At 71.2% G+C, this 14,473-nt stretch carries 11 protein-coding genes and 1 tRNA gene; 4 read left to right on the top strand and 8 right to left on the bottom strand.

All coding sequences use genetic code 11. The features are described 5' to 3' along the window. The first annotated feature begins 46 nt into the window (after positions 1 to 46). On the top strand, positions 47 to 3,007 hold the full coding sequence (topA, locus tag BLW32_RS25245) for a type I DNA topoisomerase (RefSeq protein WP_068741274.1): 2,961 nt from the start codon (positions 47 to 49) through the stop codon (positions 3,005 to 3,007). Here the strand turns inward: topA and BLW32_RS25240 are convergent, their stop codons facing one another. Beyond that, positions 3,008 to 4,537 carry an adenylate/guanylate cyclase domain-containing protein gene (locus BLW32_RS25240; protein ID WP_068523073.1) on the bottom strand — a complete coding sequence of 510 codons (1,530 nt, stop codon included), beginning with the start codon at positions 4,535 to 4,537 and terminating at the stop codon, positions 3,008 to 3,010. 52 nt (positions 4,538 to 4,589) lie between these two features. On the opposite strand from BLW32_RS25240, the gene BLW32_RS25235 reads away from it, so the two are divergent. Then, on the top strand, positions 4,590 to 5,810 hold the full coding sequence (locus BLW32_RS25235) for a DNA polymerase III subunit delta' (RefSeq protein ID WP_068741275.1): 1,221 nt from the start codon (positions 4,590 to 4,592) through the stop codon (positions 5,808 to 5,810). On the opposite strand, the gene BLW32_RS25230 is transcribed toward BLW32_RS25235, so the two are convergent. From BLW32_RS25230 to BLW32_RS25215, 4 genes are all read right to left on the bottom strand, one after another. Then, entirely contained in the window at positions 5,807 to 7,426 is a 1,620-nt protein-coding gene (locus tag BLW32_RS25230; protein ID WP_068741276.1) for a serine/threonine-protein kinase, read from the bottom strand. The genes BLW32_RS25235 and BLW32_RS25230 overlap by 4 nt on opposite strands. Before the next feature lie 101 nt (positions 7,427 to 7,527). Continuing rightward, complete coding sequence (locus BLW32_RS25225) at positions 7,528 to 7,926, bottom strand: PPOX class F420-dependent oxidoreductase (RefSeq protein ID WP_068741277.1); 399 nt, start codon at positions 7,924 to 7,926, stop codon at positions 7,528 to 7,530. Between the two features lie 4 nt (positions 7,927 to 7,930). Continuing rightward, positions 7,931 to 9,424, bottom strand: coding sequence for a flavin-containing monooxygenase (locus BLW32_RS25220; protein WP_068741278.1), 1,494 nt, complete (start codon positions 9,422 to 9,424; stop codon positions 7,931 to 7,933). 118 nt (positions 9,425 to 9,542) lie between these two features. After that, complete coding sequence (locus BLW32_RS25215) at positions 9,543 to 10,787, bottom strand: PucR family transcriptional regulator (RefSeq protein WP_068741279.1); 1,245 nt, start codon at positions 10,785 to 10,787, stop codon at positions 9,543 to 9,545. A gap of 52 nt (positions 10,788 to 10,839) precedes the next feature. On the opposite strand from BLW32_RS25215, the gene BLW32_RS25210 reads away from it, so the two are divergent. Then, positions 10,840 to 11,796 (top strand): arsenic resistance protein, encoded by a 957-nt coding sequence (locus BLW32_RS25210; RefSeq protein ID WP_068741280.1) that lies wholly within the window; start codon positions 10,840 to 10,842, stop codon positions 11,794 to 11,796. Between the two features lie 30 nt (positions 11,797 to 11,826). Continuing rightward, the gene (locus BLW32_RS25205; protein WP_139286317.1) at positions 11,827 to 12,408 is read left to right on the top strand and encodes a hypothetical protein; all 582 of its coding nucleotides are present in this window, start codon (positions 11,827 to 11,829) and stop codon (positions 12,406 to 12,408) included. Here BLW32_RS25205 and BLW32_RS25200 read toward each other — a convergent pair whose 3' ends face one another. From BLW32_RS25200 to BLW32_RS25190, 3 genes are all read right to left on the bottom strand, one after another. Continuing rightward, positions 12,409 to 13,611: a cytochrome P450 gene (locus tag BLW32_RS25200; RefSeq protein ID WP_082791348.1), complete on the bottom strand. Its 1,203-nt coding sequence runs from the start codon at positions 13,609 to 13,611 to the stop codon at positions 12,409 to 12,411. It abuts the gene before it with no gap. Between the two features lie 49 nt (positions 13,612 to 13,660). Continuing rightward, on the bottom strand, positions 13,661 to 14,230 hold the full coding sequence (locus BLW32_RS25195; protein ID WP_068741283.1) for a TetR/AcrR family transcriptional regulator: 570 nt from the start codon (positions 14,228 to 14,230) through the stop codon (positions 13,661 to 13,663). A gap of 81 nt (positions 14,231 to 14,311) precedes the next feature. Further along, positions 14,312 to 14,387: transfer RNA gene (locus tag BLW32_RS25190), tRNA-Thr, on the bottom strand. Positions 14,388 to 14,473 lie beyond the last annotated feature (86 nt).

The following is a 14,473-nucleotide window of genomic DNA, read 5'->3' as shown; positions in this document are numbered from 1 at the left end:
GTCGAGGTGGTGACGCAGGTGCCACCGGAACAGATCAGGAGGGTCCATGGCGGCACGAGGGAAGGCAGCAGCTGGAGACGGCCTGCATCGTCTGGTGATCGTGGAGTCCCCCGCCAAGGGCAAGAAGATCGGCGACTTCCTCGGCCCGGACTACACCGTCCGCGCGTCGATGGGCCACATCCGCGACCTCCCCAGCCGCGACAACCCGCTGCCCGAGGCCGACCAGGGTAAGCCCTGGGCCCGCCTCGGCGTCGACGTGGACCACGAGTTCGAGGCCCACTACGTCACCTCCGCCAGCAAGCGCTCCACCGTCTCCGAGCTGAAGTCCCTGCTCAAGCAGGCCGACGAGCTCTACCTCGCGACGGACGGTGACCGCGAGGGCGAGGCCATCGCGTGGCACCTGCAGGAGGTGCTCAAGCCCAAGGTCCCGGTCAAGCGGATGGTCTTCCACGAGATCACCCAGCAGGCCATCCAGGCCGCCGCGGAGGAGCCGCGCGAGCTCGACATGAACCTCGTCGACGCGCAGGAGACCCGCCGCATCCTCGACCGCCTCTACGGCTACGAGGTCAGCCCCGTGCTGTGGCGCAAGGTCAACCAGGGCCTGTCCGCCGGCCGCGTCCAGTCGGTCGCGACCCGCATCATCGTCGACCGGGAGCGCGAGCGCATCGCCTTCCGCACCGCCGGGTACTGGGACATCGCCGCCCAGCTCGACGCCGGCGCCGAGGCCACGCCGCGCACCTTCGGCGCGCGCCTCGTGACGGTCGACGGCGACCGCGTCGCCACCGGCCGCGACTTCGACGCGCAGGGGCAGCTCAAGAAGCCCGCCGGGATCACCGTGCTCGACGGTGCCCGGGCGAACGCCCTGGTGGCGGGCCTGCAGGGCGCCAGCCTGACGGTGACCTCCGTCGAGGAGAAGCCCTACACCCGCAAGCCCTACGCCCCGTTCATGACGTCGACCCTGCAGCAGGAGGCGAGCCGCAAGCTGCGGTTCAACACCGACCGCACCATGCAGATCGCGCAGCGCCTCTACGAGGGCGGCTACATCACCTACATGCGTACGGACTCGACCACGCTCTCGGAGACCGCCATCGCCGCGGCCCGTGACCAGGCGCGCCAGCTGTACGGCGCCGAGTACGTGCACCCGACCCCGCGGCAATACACCCGCAAGGTCAAGAACGCGCAGGAGGCGCACGAGGCGATCCGCCCCGCGGGCGAGACCTTCCAGACGCCGGGCGCGCTGGCGTCCGTGCTGAACAGCGACGAGTTCCGGCTCTACGAGCTGATCTGGCAGCGGACCGTCGCCTCGCAGATGGCCGACGTCAAGGGCACCACCCTGAGCCTGCGGATCGGCGGCGCCGCCTCGACGGGCGAGAGCGTCGAGTTCGCCGCCTCGGGCCGCACCATCACGTTCCCCGGCTTCCTCTCCGCGTACGTCGAGACCGTCGACGACCAGGCGGGCGGCGAGGCCGACGACGCCGAGTCCCGGCTCCCGCAGCTCACCAAGGGCCAGGCCATCACGGCCGCCGAGCTCAGCGCGGCCGACCACGTCACCAGCCCGCCCGCGCGGTACACCGAGGCCTCGCTGGTCAAGACCCTCGAAGAGCTGGGCATCGGCCGACCGTCGACCTACGCCTCGATCATCAAGACCATCCAGGACCGCGGCTACGTCGTGAAGAAGGGCAACGCCCTCGTGCCGCAGTGGGTGGCGTTCGCGGTGATCGGCCTGCTCGAGGGCCACTTCGGCGGCCTCGTCGACTACAACTTCACCGCGTCGATGGAGGACGATCTCGACGAGATCGCCGGCGGCCGCGAGGGCCGCGTCGACTGGCTCACCCGCTTCTACTTCGGCGACGGCGGGCCCGAGGGCGACGGTGCCGGGGTCGCCGGTGCCGACGGCCCCGGCCCGGACAGCCCCGGCCTGAAGAACCTCGTCGCCGCGAACCTCGACGCCATCGACGCCCGCGCGGTCAACTCGATCCCGCTCTACACCGACCCGGACGGCAACGTCGTCTACGTGCGCGTGGGCCGCTACGGCCCGTACCTCGAGCGCACCGTCGGTCCGAAGGACGGCGAGGCGGGGGAACCCCAGGTCCAGCGCGCCAACATCCTGGCGTCGATGACCCCCGACGAGCTGACCGAGGAGGTCGCGGAGAAGCTGTTCGCGACCCCGCAGGACGGCCGCCCGCTGGGCATCGACCCGGCGACGGGCAACGAGATCGTCGCCAAGGAGGGCCGCTTCGGCCCGTACGTCACCGAGATCCTGCCGGAGCCCGAGAAGGACCCCGACGCGGAGGACCTGGACGCCGAGGCCGCGAAGCCCAAGTCGCGGAAGAAGAAGGCCGACGCGCCCAAGCCGCGCACCGGTTCGCTCCTCAAGACCATGGACATCGAGACCGTGACCCTCGAGGACGCGCTGCGACTGCTGTCGCTGCCCCGCGTCGTGGGCGTCGATCCCGAGTCCAAGGAGGAGATCACCGCCCAGAACGGCCGCTACGGGCCGTACCTCAAGAAGGGCACCGACTCCCGGTCGCTGGCCACCGAGGACCAGATGTTCACGGTGACCCTCGAGGAGGCGCTCAAGCTCTACGCGGAGCCCAAGCGGCGGGGCCGCGGCGCCGCCGCCGCGCCGCCGCTGCGCGAGCTGGGCAACGACCCCGTCTCGGGCACCGCGATGGTGATCAAGGACGGCCGGTTCGGCCCGTACGTCACCGACGGCGAGACCAACGCCTCGCTCCGCAAGGGCGACGAGGTCGCGACCATCACCGACGAGCGCGCCTCCGAGCTGCTCGCGGATCGTCGCGCGCGGGGACCGGTGAAGAAGAAGGCCACCAAGAAGGCGGCGGCCAAGAAGGCACCCGCCAAGAAGACGGCCGCGAAGAAGACGCCGGCGAAGAAGGCCGCCGCGAAGAAGACCACGGCCGGCAAGAAGACCGTCGCGAAGAAGACCACGGCGGCGAAGAAGGCTCCCGCGAAGGCCGTCGAGGCGCCCGCGGACGAGACTGTCTGATCAGTCGTCGACGGGGCGCGCCAGCCGGGTGAGCTGGCCGCGCCCCCGCAGCTCGATCGCCTCGCCGAGCACCCACAGGGCCTGCTCGGCGGGCGTCGCGGCCTCGACGGCCCGTCCGGCCGCCAGCAGCGACGAGGGCTCCGACTTCGCGATCTCGGTGATCCGCGCCGCCTCGTTCACCGGATCGCCGATCACGGTGTACTCGAACCGGGCCTTCGCGCCGATGTGCCCGGCCACCACCTGGCCGGCGGAGACGCCGATGCCGAAGCCGGTGCCGCCCAGGACGTCGCCGAGCTGGATCCGCATCTCGCGTGCCGCGGCCAGCGCGGCACCCGCGGCGTCCGGGTGGGGCAGCGGGGCGCCGAAGATGGCCAGCGCCGCGTCGCCCTGGAACTTGTTGACGAAGCCGCCGTGCAGGTCGACGAGGTCGACGACCACCTTGAAGAAGTCGTTGAGCAGGTCCACCACGGCCGCGGGCTCCTCGGTGACCGCGATCTTCGTCGACCCCACCAGGTCGACGAAGAGCACGCTGACCTCGTTGATCTCGCCGCCCAGGTGCGTGCCGTGCTCCAGCGCCTGCCGCGCGACGTCCTGACCGACGTACCGGCCGAACATGTCGCGCATCCGCTGCCGCTCCGCCAGGTCGTGCACCATGTCGTTGAAGCCGGCCTGGAGCAGCCCCAGCTCGCTGGAGTCGTAGATCTTCACGGAGGCGGTGAAGTCCCCGTCGCGCACCTTGCGCTGCGCCTGGAACAGGTCGCGGATCGGGTCGCCGATCGACTTCGCCGCCCGGACCGTGCCCAGCAGGCCCGCGCCCAGCGCGACGACCGACAGCAGCAGCACCGGGTTGACCAGCGTCGGGGCGTCGGGATCGATGACCCCCGACTCCTGCGAGACGACGACCATGATGATGCCGACGATCGGCGTGGCCGTGCCGAGCACCCAGCTGAGCAGGATGCGGGTGGTCACGGACAGGCCCGCGGAGCCCTGCGGCTCCTGCGCCAGCGCCGCGACCGTGATGGGCCGGAGCACCCGCTCCGTCTGCATGTAGCTGAGCGCGCACGTCGTGATGGCGCCCAGCAGCACCGTCAGGGCCACCACCACGCGGATGCCGCCGGGCGAGTTGAAGTTGATCACCACGAAGATGGCGCCGCCGATGAGCCAGAAGATCGCCTGCATGAGCGCCATGCGCAGCGGAATGGCGAGCGCCCGGCGGGAGATCTCGGGGTCGTACGGGGCGCTGCGACGGTGCCAGCGCAGGACCGGCAGCACGAGGCGGAGCCCGATCAGCATGCCGAGCACGCTCGCGGCGACCAGATAGGTGATGAAGACCAGCAGGTTGACGCCGCTGATCTCCTGCAACTGCACCGACTGCTGCACGGGCAGCGCGAACCGCAGGAAACCGAAGACGAAGACCGCGCCCAGGATGTTCGACCGCAGGATGTCCAGCGCGAAGATCGGCCAGGGCGTCTTGGCGAGCCACCGCGCCAGTCGCAGTGCGCGACTGAGTCTGCTCTTCGGTGCTGCCACCGCTCCAACTTAGCCTGCGCTCGGCGTCGGACGGGAGGGCTAGGGTGTGGGGGTGAGCTCAGTGTTCGATCGCCTGGTGGGGCAGGAAGCGGTGGTGGTGGGCCTGCGGGCCGCCGCGGACGCCGCGCGGGAGGTCGTCGCGAGCGGGGGCACGGTCGCCGATCTGGCGGGATCGTCCATGACGCACGCCTGGCTGTTCACCGGACCGCCCGGCTCGGGGCGGTCCGTCGCGGCCCGGGCGCTCGCCGCGGCCCTGCAGTGCGACGATGCCGACGAGCCCGGCTGCGGCCGCTGCCGAGCCTGCACGACGGTGCTGGCAGGCACCCACGCCGACGTGCGGTCCATCGCCCCCGACGGCCTGTCCATCGCCGTCAAGCAGATGCGCGAGGTGGTGGCCGACGCGTCGCGGCGGCCGTCCGTCGGGCACTGGCAGATCGTGCTCATCGAGGACGCCGACCGGCTCACCGAGCAGGCCGGCAACGCCCTGCTGAAGATGGTCGAGGAGCCGCCGGGGCAGACGATCGTGCTGCTGTGCGCGCCGACCGTCGATCCCGAGGACATCTCGGTGACGCTGAAGTCCCGGTGCCGGCACGTGCCGCTCGTCACACCGTCGGCGCCCGCGATCGCCGCGGTGCTGGAGCGGGACGGCATCGAGGCCGAGCGCGCCGCCTGGGCCGCGGGCGTTTCCGGTGGCCACGTCGGCCGGGCCAAGCGCCTCGCCACCGACCCGGAGGCGCAGAAGCAGCGCAAGCAGGCGCTGGGCCTGGCGCGGGCGGCCACGTCGGAGGGCGTGTACGGCGTCGTCGAGCAGTTGCTGCGCGACGCGGAGAGCACGGCCAAGGAGCTCAACGCCGACCTCAACGAGCGGGAGACCGAGGACCTCAAGACGGCCCTCGGCGCCGGCGGCGTCGGCCGCGGCACCGCGGGCGTCATGCGCGGCTCGGCCGGGCAGCTCAAGGACCTGGAGAAGCGGCAGAAGGCGCGCGGCACCCGCGCGGTGCGCGACGCCCTCGACCGCGCCCTCATCGACCTCGCCGCGCTCTTCCGCGACGCGCTCGTGCAGGGCGCGGGCGCGCAGGTCACGCTCATGCATCCCGACGAGGCCGAGCAGACCCGCCGGCTCGCCGGCTATGCGCGGCCCGAGGGCCTGCTGCGCTGCGTCGAGTCGGTGCTGGAGTGCCGCGAGGCGATCGACCTCAACGTCAAGCCCGTCGTCGCGCTGGACGCGATGGCCGCGGGCGTCTCGTCGGCGCTGCGGGAGAACCGCCGCTAGTCGCCCTTGAGCTGCACCTGCTCGAGGGTCGTCGACCACTGGCCGTTGTCGACCTTGACCAGCCCGGTGATCCACACCAGCACGTACCTCGACGACGGTGCGTCGCTCGCGGTGAATTCCGTGTCGCCGTTCGACAGCGTCCCGCTCCACACCCGCTGCGTGTCGTCGATCGAGCTCGGCGACGCCGAGTCGGCGATCCGGATCTCGACCGTCGAGCCGGAGCTCGGCGACGCGATGGTGCCGGAGGTGATGCGCGTGGCCTTGTCGAGGGTGATGAGCAGGCCCGTGCCCTTCTTGAGACCGCCGAAGCCGGGGCCGGAGAAGTAGTAGTCCGTGCGCCACGAGGGCTTGTCGCCGGTGAGCACGTTCGCGGCGCTCGAGGACTTCTCCGCGCCGCCCTGGAAATACACCTGCTTGACCGAGGAGGCGGTCACCGTCGAACCTCCCCCGGATCCGCCCAGGTCGCCGATCGTCGGCTTGACCAGGTAGAAGACTCCCGCGGCGAGGGCGACGATGACGACGGCGGCGAGCGCGGCCACGGCGCGGCCCCACTTGCGGGGCTTCGCGGGCGGCGGCGCGACGGGCGCGTCCTGCCGCGCGGACGCGGGCAGCTGCTCGGCGCGGGTGGGCGCGGGCTGGGCGGCGGTGTGCGGGCCGGGGTACTCGCCGGTCGGGACGTACTGCCCCGTCGGCGGACCCGGGTAGGGCGCGGTGCCGGGACCGGCGTGGGCGCCCGTGTGCTCGCCCGTGTACGCGGGCTGCTGGGCGGTGCCGGCGGGCATCGACGACGGTGCCTCCCCGCGCAGCCCGGCGACGAACTCGGCGCACGTGGCGTACCGGTCCTCGGGCCGCTTGGCGAGGGCCTTGCGGAAGACGGCGTCGAGGTGGCCCGGCAGCGACGGGTTGCGCGCGGTGATCTTGGGCGCGGGCTGGTTCAGGTGCGCCGCGATGACGGCGGCGGGGGAGTCGCCCGGGAAGGGCGGCTCCCCCGTGAGCAGCTCGAAGACGGTGCAGCCGAGCGAGTAGAGGTCGGCCCGGTTGTCGAGGATCTTGTTGTCGAAGGCCTCGGGCGACATGTACGCCATGGTCCCGACGGTGATCCCGGTCGACGTGACGCCGACCGCGTCGCCGGCGGCCTTGGCGATGCCGAAGTCCGCGAGCTTGACCTGCGGCGCACCGTCGGAGTCGAAGGCGACGAGGATGTTGGCGGGCTTGACGTCGCGGTGGGTGATGTTCGCGCGCCGGTAGGCGTAATCGAGCGCGGCGCCGGCACCGTCGGCGATGTCGATGGCGAGGGACAGCGGCATCGGGCCACGCTCGGCGACCATGCGCGCGGTGTCCGGCCCGGCGACGTACTCCATGGTGATCCACAGGCGGCCGTCGACCTCGCCGCGGTCGTACAGGTGGATGATGTTGCGGTGGTTGAGCTGCGCGAGCACGTAGGCCTCGCGGTCGAACCGCGCCTTGTACTGCGGATTGCTGCTGACTGAGGTGTGCAGCAGCTTCAGCGCGTCCTGCCGGGGCAGGCGCGGGTGCTGGACGAGGTACACCTCGCCCATTCCGCCGCCGCCGAGCTTGCGGACCACCCGGTAGCCCGCGATCTGCTGCTCGTTCATCCGCTCCCTCCGCCGCGGCCGGGAAGTCGACCGCATCGAGTCAACGGTAGCGGCAGATGCCGGTGGTGCCACGTTTGCGCTGGTCCGCGCCGGATGAGCGCCTAGCGAACGGGGTCGATCACGAGGACCACGCCCGGGCCGCCGGCGCGTCGCCGACGGCCCAGCAGCAGCGTCGCGCGGAAGACCACGTACTGGAGGCCGTACTTGCGGCGCAGCGCGCGACGGGCCCGCCCGGCGGCGGGCCCGTCCACGATGCTCGCCCGGCCCGCGGACCACGGCCCGAGCGCGGTGCCGGCGAAGTCGGCGTCGGCCGTCTCGACCCGCGGCTCGGCGCGGACCCGCCGCGCCTTGCCCGACCGCGCGGGCGTGAGCACGTACCGGCGCCCGTCGAGCTCGACCGACCACACCGGCGTCACGACGCCGGTCCCGTCCGACCGGAACGTCCGCAGCGCCAGGAACCAGCCCGGCGCCGGGCGTTCGTCGAACCGGAGCAGTCCCATCGGGTCAGACGGTGACCTTGGCGTGCTTGCTGGAGCTCAGGCGCAGCCCGGACTCCTCGCCGAAGGAGAGCTCGCTGTTCAGGCGCTTGGCGTCCTCGAAGTAGCTCATGGACATGCGCCAGTCGTCGGCCTCGCCCTGGCGGGGGAGCTCACCCAGCGCGCGCTGGACGTAGCCGGCCTCGAAGTCGAGGGCGGGGCGCGTCGCCATGTCGGGATCGGCGACGGCGACCGCGGTGTCCAGGCCCTGCGCGTCCATCGTCGCGATCAGCTTGGTGACGTACTTCCACAGCATCCCGATCTTGAGCGTCCACGACGAGTTCGTGTAGCCGATGGCGAGCGCCGCGTTCGGGACGCCGGAGAGCATCGCGCCGCGGTGGATGACGGCGTTCGGCACGTCGACGTCGCGGCCGTCGACCGACAGGGTCACGCCGCCGAGCAGCTTGAGCTTGAGGCCGGTCGCGGTGACGATGATGTCGGCGTCGAGGTGCTCGCCGCTCGCCAGCTCGATGCCGGTCTCGTCGAACGTCGCGATCCTGTCGGTCGCGACGTCCGCCTTGCCCGAGCGGATGGCCTTGAACAGGTCGCCGTCGGGGACGGCGCACAGGCGCTGGTCCCACGGGTTGTACGGCGGGTTGAAGTGCACGTCCACCGGGTAGCCCTTGGGGAGGCGCTTGGCGTTCTCGTTGCGGATGATCTTGCGCGCGAGGTCCGGGAAGCGCTGCGCGAAGACGTACACGCCGCGCTGCTGCCAGATGAAGCGCTTACGGCTCAGGTCGTGGCCGATCTTGTGGCCGAAGACGCGGTGGAAGACGTTGGTCAGGGGGTCCTGCTTGGGCACCGGCATGATGTACGTCGGCGTGCGCTGCAGCATCGTGACGTGCCCGGCCGGCTTGTCGCTGGTCAGCAGCGACGGGACCAGGGTCACCGCGGTCGCGCCGGAGCCGATGACGACGACCTTCTTGCCGCTGTAGTCGAGGTCCTCGGGCCAGAACTGCGGGTGGACGATCTGCCCGGCGAACTTCTCGCGGCCCGCGAACTCGGGCGTGAAGCCCTGGTCGTAGTCGTAGTAGCCGCTGCCGAAGAGCACCCAGTTCGCGGTGAGCGCGATGCGCTCGCCCGCGTGGTCCACCTGCACGGTCCAGCGGCCGTCCTCGCTCGACCAGTCGGCCGAGACCACCTGGTGGTCGTAGCGCACCTTGTCGACGAGGTCGTTCTCGACCATCGTCTCCTGCAGGTAGTCGAGGATCTTGTGCGCGTCGGCGATGGAGTCCTTCGCCTCCCACGGCTTGAACTCGTAGCCGAAGGTGTGCAGGTCGGAGTCCGAGCGGATGCCGGGGTACTTGAACAGGTCCCACGTGCCGCCGAAGGTCGCGCGCCCCTCGAGGATCGCGAAGCTCTTCCCGGGCAGCGCGGTGGTGATGTAGTGGCCGGCGCCGATGCCGGAGATGCCGGCACCGATGACGATGATGTCGAGGTGCTCGGGGGTGGTGCTCGTCATGCGTGTCTCTCCTGGTCCGAGGGCTCAGTGATAGAACCGATGACCTACTCTCTCGCTCGGCGGGGGCGTGCGGCCAGCGCAGAATGCACCCGGTTGCTCCCCGCTCTGGTGCAGATCGTCACGCGGGGCCGTCGGGGCCCAGCCAGCGCAGCACGTCGAGCGCGACGGCCACGCCGGTGGGGTTGTCCGCGAGGGGGCGGGGCAGCAGCTCGTCCGCCCTGGTCAGGCGGCGGATCACGGTGTTGCGGTGGGTGTAGAGCCGCTCGGCGGTGCGCGACGTGTTGAACTGCTCGTCGACGTACGCCGCGACGGTCTCCCGCGTCTCCTGGTCGGCCGTCAGCAGCTCGCCGAGGGTGTCGCGGACGAACTCGTCGGCCTTGCCGGTGTCGCTGGTCACCAGCGAGATCAGCGCGATGTCGTCGTACCGCGCGACCCGCCGCCGGGTCTGCAGGCGCGTCATCAGGCGCTGCGCCGTGCCGGCGTCGAGGTGGCTGCGGCGGAAGCCCTCCAGGTCGTCACCGGGCCGTCCGATCGCGACGCGCACCTCGGGGTGGTCGGCCAGTTCGCGGGCCAGGTCCCCGGAATCCAGGACGACGGTGCCGGGGAGCCACAGCCACAGGGCCGAGGCGCTCGCGACCACGGTCAGGGGCCGCGGGGTGCCGGCGTGCCGCGCGAGCGCGTGGGCCGCCGCGTCGAGGTCGCCGACCGCGCCGGTGGTCCAGATGACCGCCGCGGTGTGCGGGCCGGTCAGGCGGTAGCCGAGCTGCTGCTCGGCGCGGGGTCGGGTGATGGGGGCGCCCTCGAGGATCAGCGAGACCGCGGCCAGACGGTCCGCGTTCGTCCCGGTGGTCAGCTGCTCGCGTTCGCCGGCCATGCGAATCGTGATGGCGTCGATGGTGTCGTCGACGTAGGTCGACATCGACGCCCACGTCACGGCCAGCAGCTCCCGCAGCTCCGCGGGGTCGTCGGTGAGCTCGAAGCAGACGTTCATCCACAACGTCCAGGCGGTGTTGAGGCCCTTGCGGTAGGTGTCGATCCCGTGCAGGTCGAGGCCCCGTCGGACCAGGTCGCGCGCGACGGCGAGGGCGTCCGCGGAGTCGATGTTGGGCGGCACCCGGCGGCCGGGGTGGGCCAGGTTGTGCGCCGCCCAGTGCAGCATGACGGCGGTGTCGGAGTTGCGGACCAGCTCCGCGAGGGTCGGGTCCGCGGCGATCGGGGAGAGGATGACTCCGGTCAGGGTCGCGTCCTGCAGCGAGGTCACCCACTCCTCGGGGGCGTTGCTCGCGAACTCCGCGGCGCGCCGGATCAGCTCCTTCACCCGGTCCGAGGGTTCGGGCCAGCTCTGCTCCGTCGGCGCACCCATGGGTGGAACCCTACTGACCCTGGTGCCGAACTAGGGTGTGCGCGTGACGGGAATGCGGTCGGCGGCCGGCTGGGCGGAGGCCCATCAGGTCCCGCTGTACCTCGCCGGACTGGTTCTCGGGGCCGTCCTCGGGCTCGCCGTCCCGACGGTGGCGGGCCCCGCCGAGGCCGTCATCAACCCGGTGCTCTCGCTGCTGCTGTACGCCACCTTCCTCGGCATCCCGTTCGCGCGGATGGGCGAGGCCCTGCGGGACGTGCGCTTCCTCGGCACCGTGTTGGCGGTGAACTTCGTCGCGGTGCCGGTCGTGGTGTTCGCTCTGTCGCGGATCGTCGCGCACGACCGGGTGCTGCTCGTGGGTGTGCTGTTCGTGCTGCTCACGCCGTGCGTCGACTACGTGATCGTGTTCAGCGGGCTCGCGGGCGGTGCGAAGGACCGGCTGCTCGCCGCCGCGCCGCTGCTCATGCTGGTGCAGATGGTGCTGCTGCCCGTGTACCTGTGGCTGTTCGTCGGCGCGGACGTGGTGCGGACCGTCGAGTACGGGCCGTTCGCGGAGGCCTTCGTGTGGGTGATCGTGGTGCCGCTGCTGCTCGCGGGGGCGACGCAGTGCGAGGCGGACCGGACCCGATGGGGCGCTGCGCTGGCAGCGGGAGTGGCCGGCGCGATGGTGCCGATCATGGTGCTCACGCTCGCGGTGGTCGTCGCCTCGCAGATCGCGGGCGTGCGCGACCAGCTCGCGTCGCTGCTGCTCACGGTCCCGGTGTACGTGCTGTTCGCGGTGGTGATGACGCCCGTCGGCGCGGCCGCGGGGCGACTCGCCGGCCTGGACGTGCCGAGCCGGCGGAGCGTGGTGTTCAGCGGCGTCACGCGGAACTCGCTGGTGATCCTCCCGCTCGTGCTCGCCCTGCCCGCCGCCTACGCGCTGGCGCCGCTGGTGGTGGTGACGCAGACCCTCGTCGAGCTGGTGGTGATGGTGCTCTTCGTCCGCCTGATCCCGCGATTTATCCGTTAGCCGAGATTCGCCGACCGCTATCCTGACGTGATGGGTGCGGATTCCGGTCAGATCGTTGCGCGGCGGGCGACGCCCCTCGGCGTGGTCGGCGCGGTTCTTGCCGTCCTCGTCGCGATCGAGGTGCTCGCGTGGCTGTGGGGACAGACCGTCGGCACGGACATGCTGTGGCAGGCGTTTTCCCTATTGGCCGGCGGCGTGCTCGTTGTGGCGTGGCTCATCTACCTCGTGACCTGGGCGGCCCGCCGCAAGCGGTTCGCCTGGCACCTGCTGATCATCCCGGCGATCGGCCTGCTCGGGATCGCCGCCGCGTTCACCGGTCTGCCGCACAAGGCACGGTGGGCCTACGACGAACCCCGGCTCACCGCAGCAGCGCAAACGGCGCTGGCCGATCCGCGGACGGAGTTCAATGATCCGAGCGACCGGAGGATCGGCAGTCAGGACGTGTACTCCACCAGTAGGTCCGGCGGGGCCGTCACCTTCGCCGTCCACGGAGGAGGATTCATGACAATCACGACCCTTGTGTTTCGCCCGGACGGGAGCCGTCCGGAGCGGTGCGCCGAAACCTGGTGCCGGCGTCTGTCCGACGACTGGTGGCTCGTCCTCATCGACTAGTCATCGCCGTGCGACGCGGATCGGCAGCGACGAGAGTCCGCGCACGTTGAGCGAGTGCACCCGCTCGACGTTCTCGAAGTCCACGTCGTAGCCGCGCACCGTCGATACCACCTCGCCCAGCGCGATGTCCGCCTCGAGTTTCGCCAGGTGCGAGCCGAGGCAGAAGTGGCTGCCGAAGCCGAAGCTCACTGAGGCGGAGGTGTCGCGCCCGATCCGGTAGGCGGCGGCATCGTCGAACACCCCCTCGTCGCGATTCGCGGACGCCACCAGCAGTAGCACCCGATCCCCCTGGGGGATCACGGTTCCCGCGAACTCCACGTCGACGGCAGCGCGCCGCAACAGCATCTGCGTCGACGTGTCGTAGCGCAGGGTCTCCGCCGCCCAGTCCGGCACGGCCGACGGTGCGCCGAAGGGCTTCGCGCCCTCGTCGGGATGTCGTGCACCCCAGTAGATCGCGTTGCCGAGGAGTTTCGTGGTGGTCTCGTTGCCGGCCACGATCATCAGGATGAGGATGCCGACGATCTCCGCATCGGTGAGTGATTCCCGTGCGCCGCTCTCGTTCTCGACTTGGGCGGCGATCAGTGCGGAGATCAGGTCGTCGGTCGGCCGCGCGCGACGTGAGGCGACCAGGTCGACGTAGTACTGGTACAGGCCGAAGAACGCCTCGGCCGCGGGCTGCGGCACGTCGAAAACCCCGTCCTCCCTGTGGATCAGGACGTCGCCGAGGCGGCGCAGCTCGTCGCGGTCGGCGATCGGGACGCCCATCATCTCGGAGATCACCTCCATCGGTACCAGCGCGGCGAAGTCGGCGACGAAGTCGAACTCGGTGCGGTCCAGGCACGCGGCCCAGTGCTCGCGCACGCGTTGCTCGATCCACGGCCGCAGCGCGGCGACGCGTTTCGGGGTGAAGGCCTTGGCGACGAGCCGGCGGATCCGCATGTGCCGTGGGTCGTCCATCGCGAGGAAGCTCATCGCGTACTCGGCGTCGGGCGTGTACGCCGCGGGCTCCAGCGTGACGCCCCACGCGCTGGAGAGTCGCTCGGTGTCCCGGAAGGCGGCGCGCACGTCGGCGTACCGCGACAGTGCCCAGAAGTCGCGCTCGGCGTTGAAGTACACGGGCTGCTCCGCGCGCAGCCGCTCGAAGACCGGGTACGGGTCGTCGTGGAAGGCGTAGGAGTACGGATCGAGAGTTGGACTAGACATGTGTCCAGACATTAGTCCAGGAGTGTCCGGAAGGGAACAGGTTCTTCGGTCAGTGCGACATCATCAGGTCGACGGCGCGCGTCAGCGCGGCCTTCGAGGACGCGAGGTCGAGGTACCCCATGCCGGCCTGGACGAGCGCGCCGGAGTACGCGAGCTCGACCGACTCCACCAGGCCCGACGGTGCGCGGCGCCCCAGGGCGTCCGTCAATCGGGCGCGGAGGAGCAGGCCGACCCGCAGCCGCGCGGCCTGCGCGTCCGCCTCGTGGCCGAGGAGGGCCGTGTTCACCGCGGTCGCGAACTGCGGATCGGTCAGCACCAGCTCGACGAGGCCGGTGAGCACCTGCAGCACCCGGTCTCGAGGCGTGGCGCCCGGGTCGGGCTCGACGAGCTCCGCCTCGACCCGTCGCGCGAAGACCTCCGCGATCAGGTGGTTCTTCGACGAGAAGTACGTGTACGCCGTCGCCGGCGAGACGCCCGCGGCCCGCGCCGCCAGGCGCACGGTGAACCCGTCGACGCCGTGCTCGGCCAGCACGGCCGGCACCGCGGCGCACAGCTTGGACACCGTCTCGGCTTGGGCGGGGGACAGTCGCCTGCGGGGGAGTTCCGTCGGCTTGGACATGGGTCCAGACGTTAGTCCATCCTGACCCGGGACCCGGAGACGACTCAGGCCGGGTGGAGGACCCGGCCTGATCTGGAGAAATGGAGCCGCCTGGGGGAATCGAACCCCCGACCTTTTCATTACGAGTGAAGCGCTCTACCGACTGAGCTAAGGCGGCGTGGCCCCACACGGTGCAGGACCGAGGACCAAGTGTACTGACCGGCCCGGCGACCACCAAATGCACCGCTCAACTGGGGCCTTAGC

This window comes from Tsukamurella tyrosinosolvens (assembly GCF_900104775.1).
In the GTDB taxonomy this organism is placed as follows: domain Bacteria; phylum Actinomycetota; class Actinomycetes; order Mycobacteriales; family Mycobacteriaceae; genus Tsukamurella; species Tsukamurella tyrosinosolvens.
The sequence above is the reverse complement of the archived record's forward strand: the minus strand, read 5'-3'. Positions and strand labels throughout refer to the sequence as shown.

Coding starts and splice junctions, on each gene's coding strand:
- topA (WP_068741274.1), top strand. CDS start 47: ATGGCGGCACGAGGGAAGGCAGCAGCTGGAGACGGCCTGCATCGTCTG.
- BLW32_RS25230 (WP_068741276.1), bottom strand. CDS start 7,426: ATGAACGAGCAGCAGATCGCGGGCTACCGGGTGGTCCGCAAGCTCGGC.
- BLW32_RS25225 (WP_068741277.1), bottom strand. CDS start 7,926: ATGGGACTGCTCCGGTTCGACGAACGCCCGGCGCCGGGCTGGTTCCTG.
- BLW32_RS25220 (WP_068741278.1), bottom strand. CDS start 9,424: ATGACGAGCACCACCCCCGAGCACCTCGACATCATCGTCATCGGTGCC.
- BLW32_RS25215 (WP_068741279.1), bottom strand. CDS start 10,787: ATGGGTGCGCCGACGGAGCAGAGCTGGCCCGAACCCTCGGACCGGGTG.
- BLW32_RS25210 (WP_068741280.1), top strand. CDS start 10,840: ATGCGGTCGGCGGCCGGCTGGGCGGAGGCCCATCAGGTCCCGCTGTAC.
- BLW32_RS25205 (WP_139286317.1), top strand. CDS start 11,827: ATGGGTGCGGATTCCGGTCAGATCGTTGCGCGGCGGGCGACGCCCCTC.
- BLW32_RS25200 (WP_082791348.1), bottom strand. CDS start 13,611: ATGTCTAGTCCAACTCTCGATCCGTACTCCTACGCCTTCCACGACGAC.
- BLW32_RS25195 (WP_068741283.1), bottom strand. CDS start 14,230: ATGTCCAAGCCGACGGAACTCCCCCGCAGGCGACTGTCCCCCGCCCAA.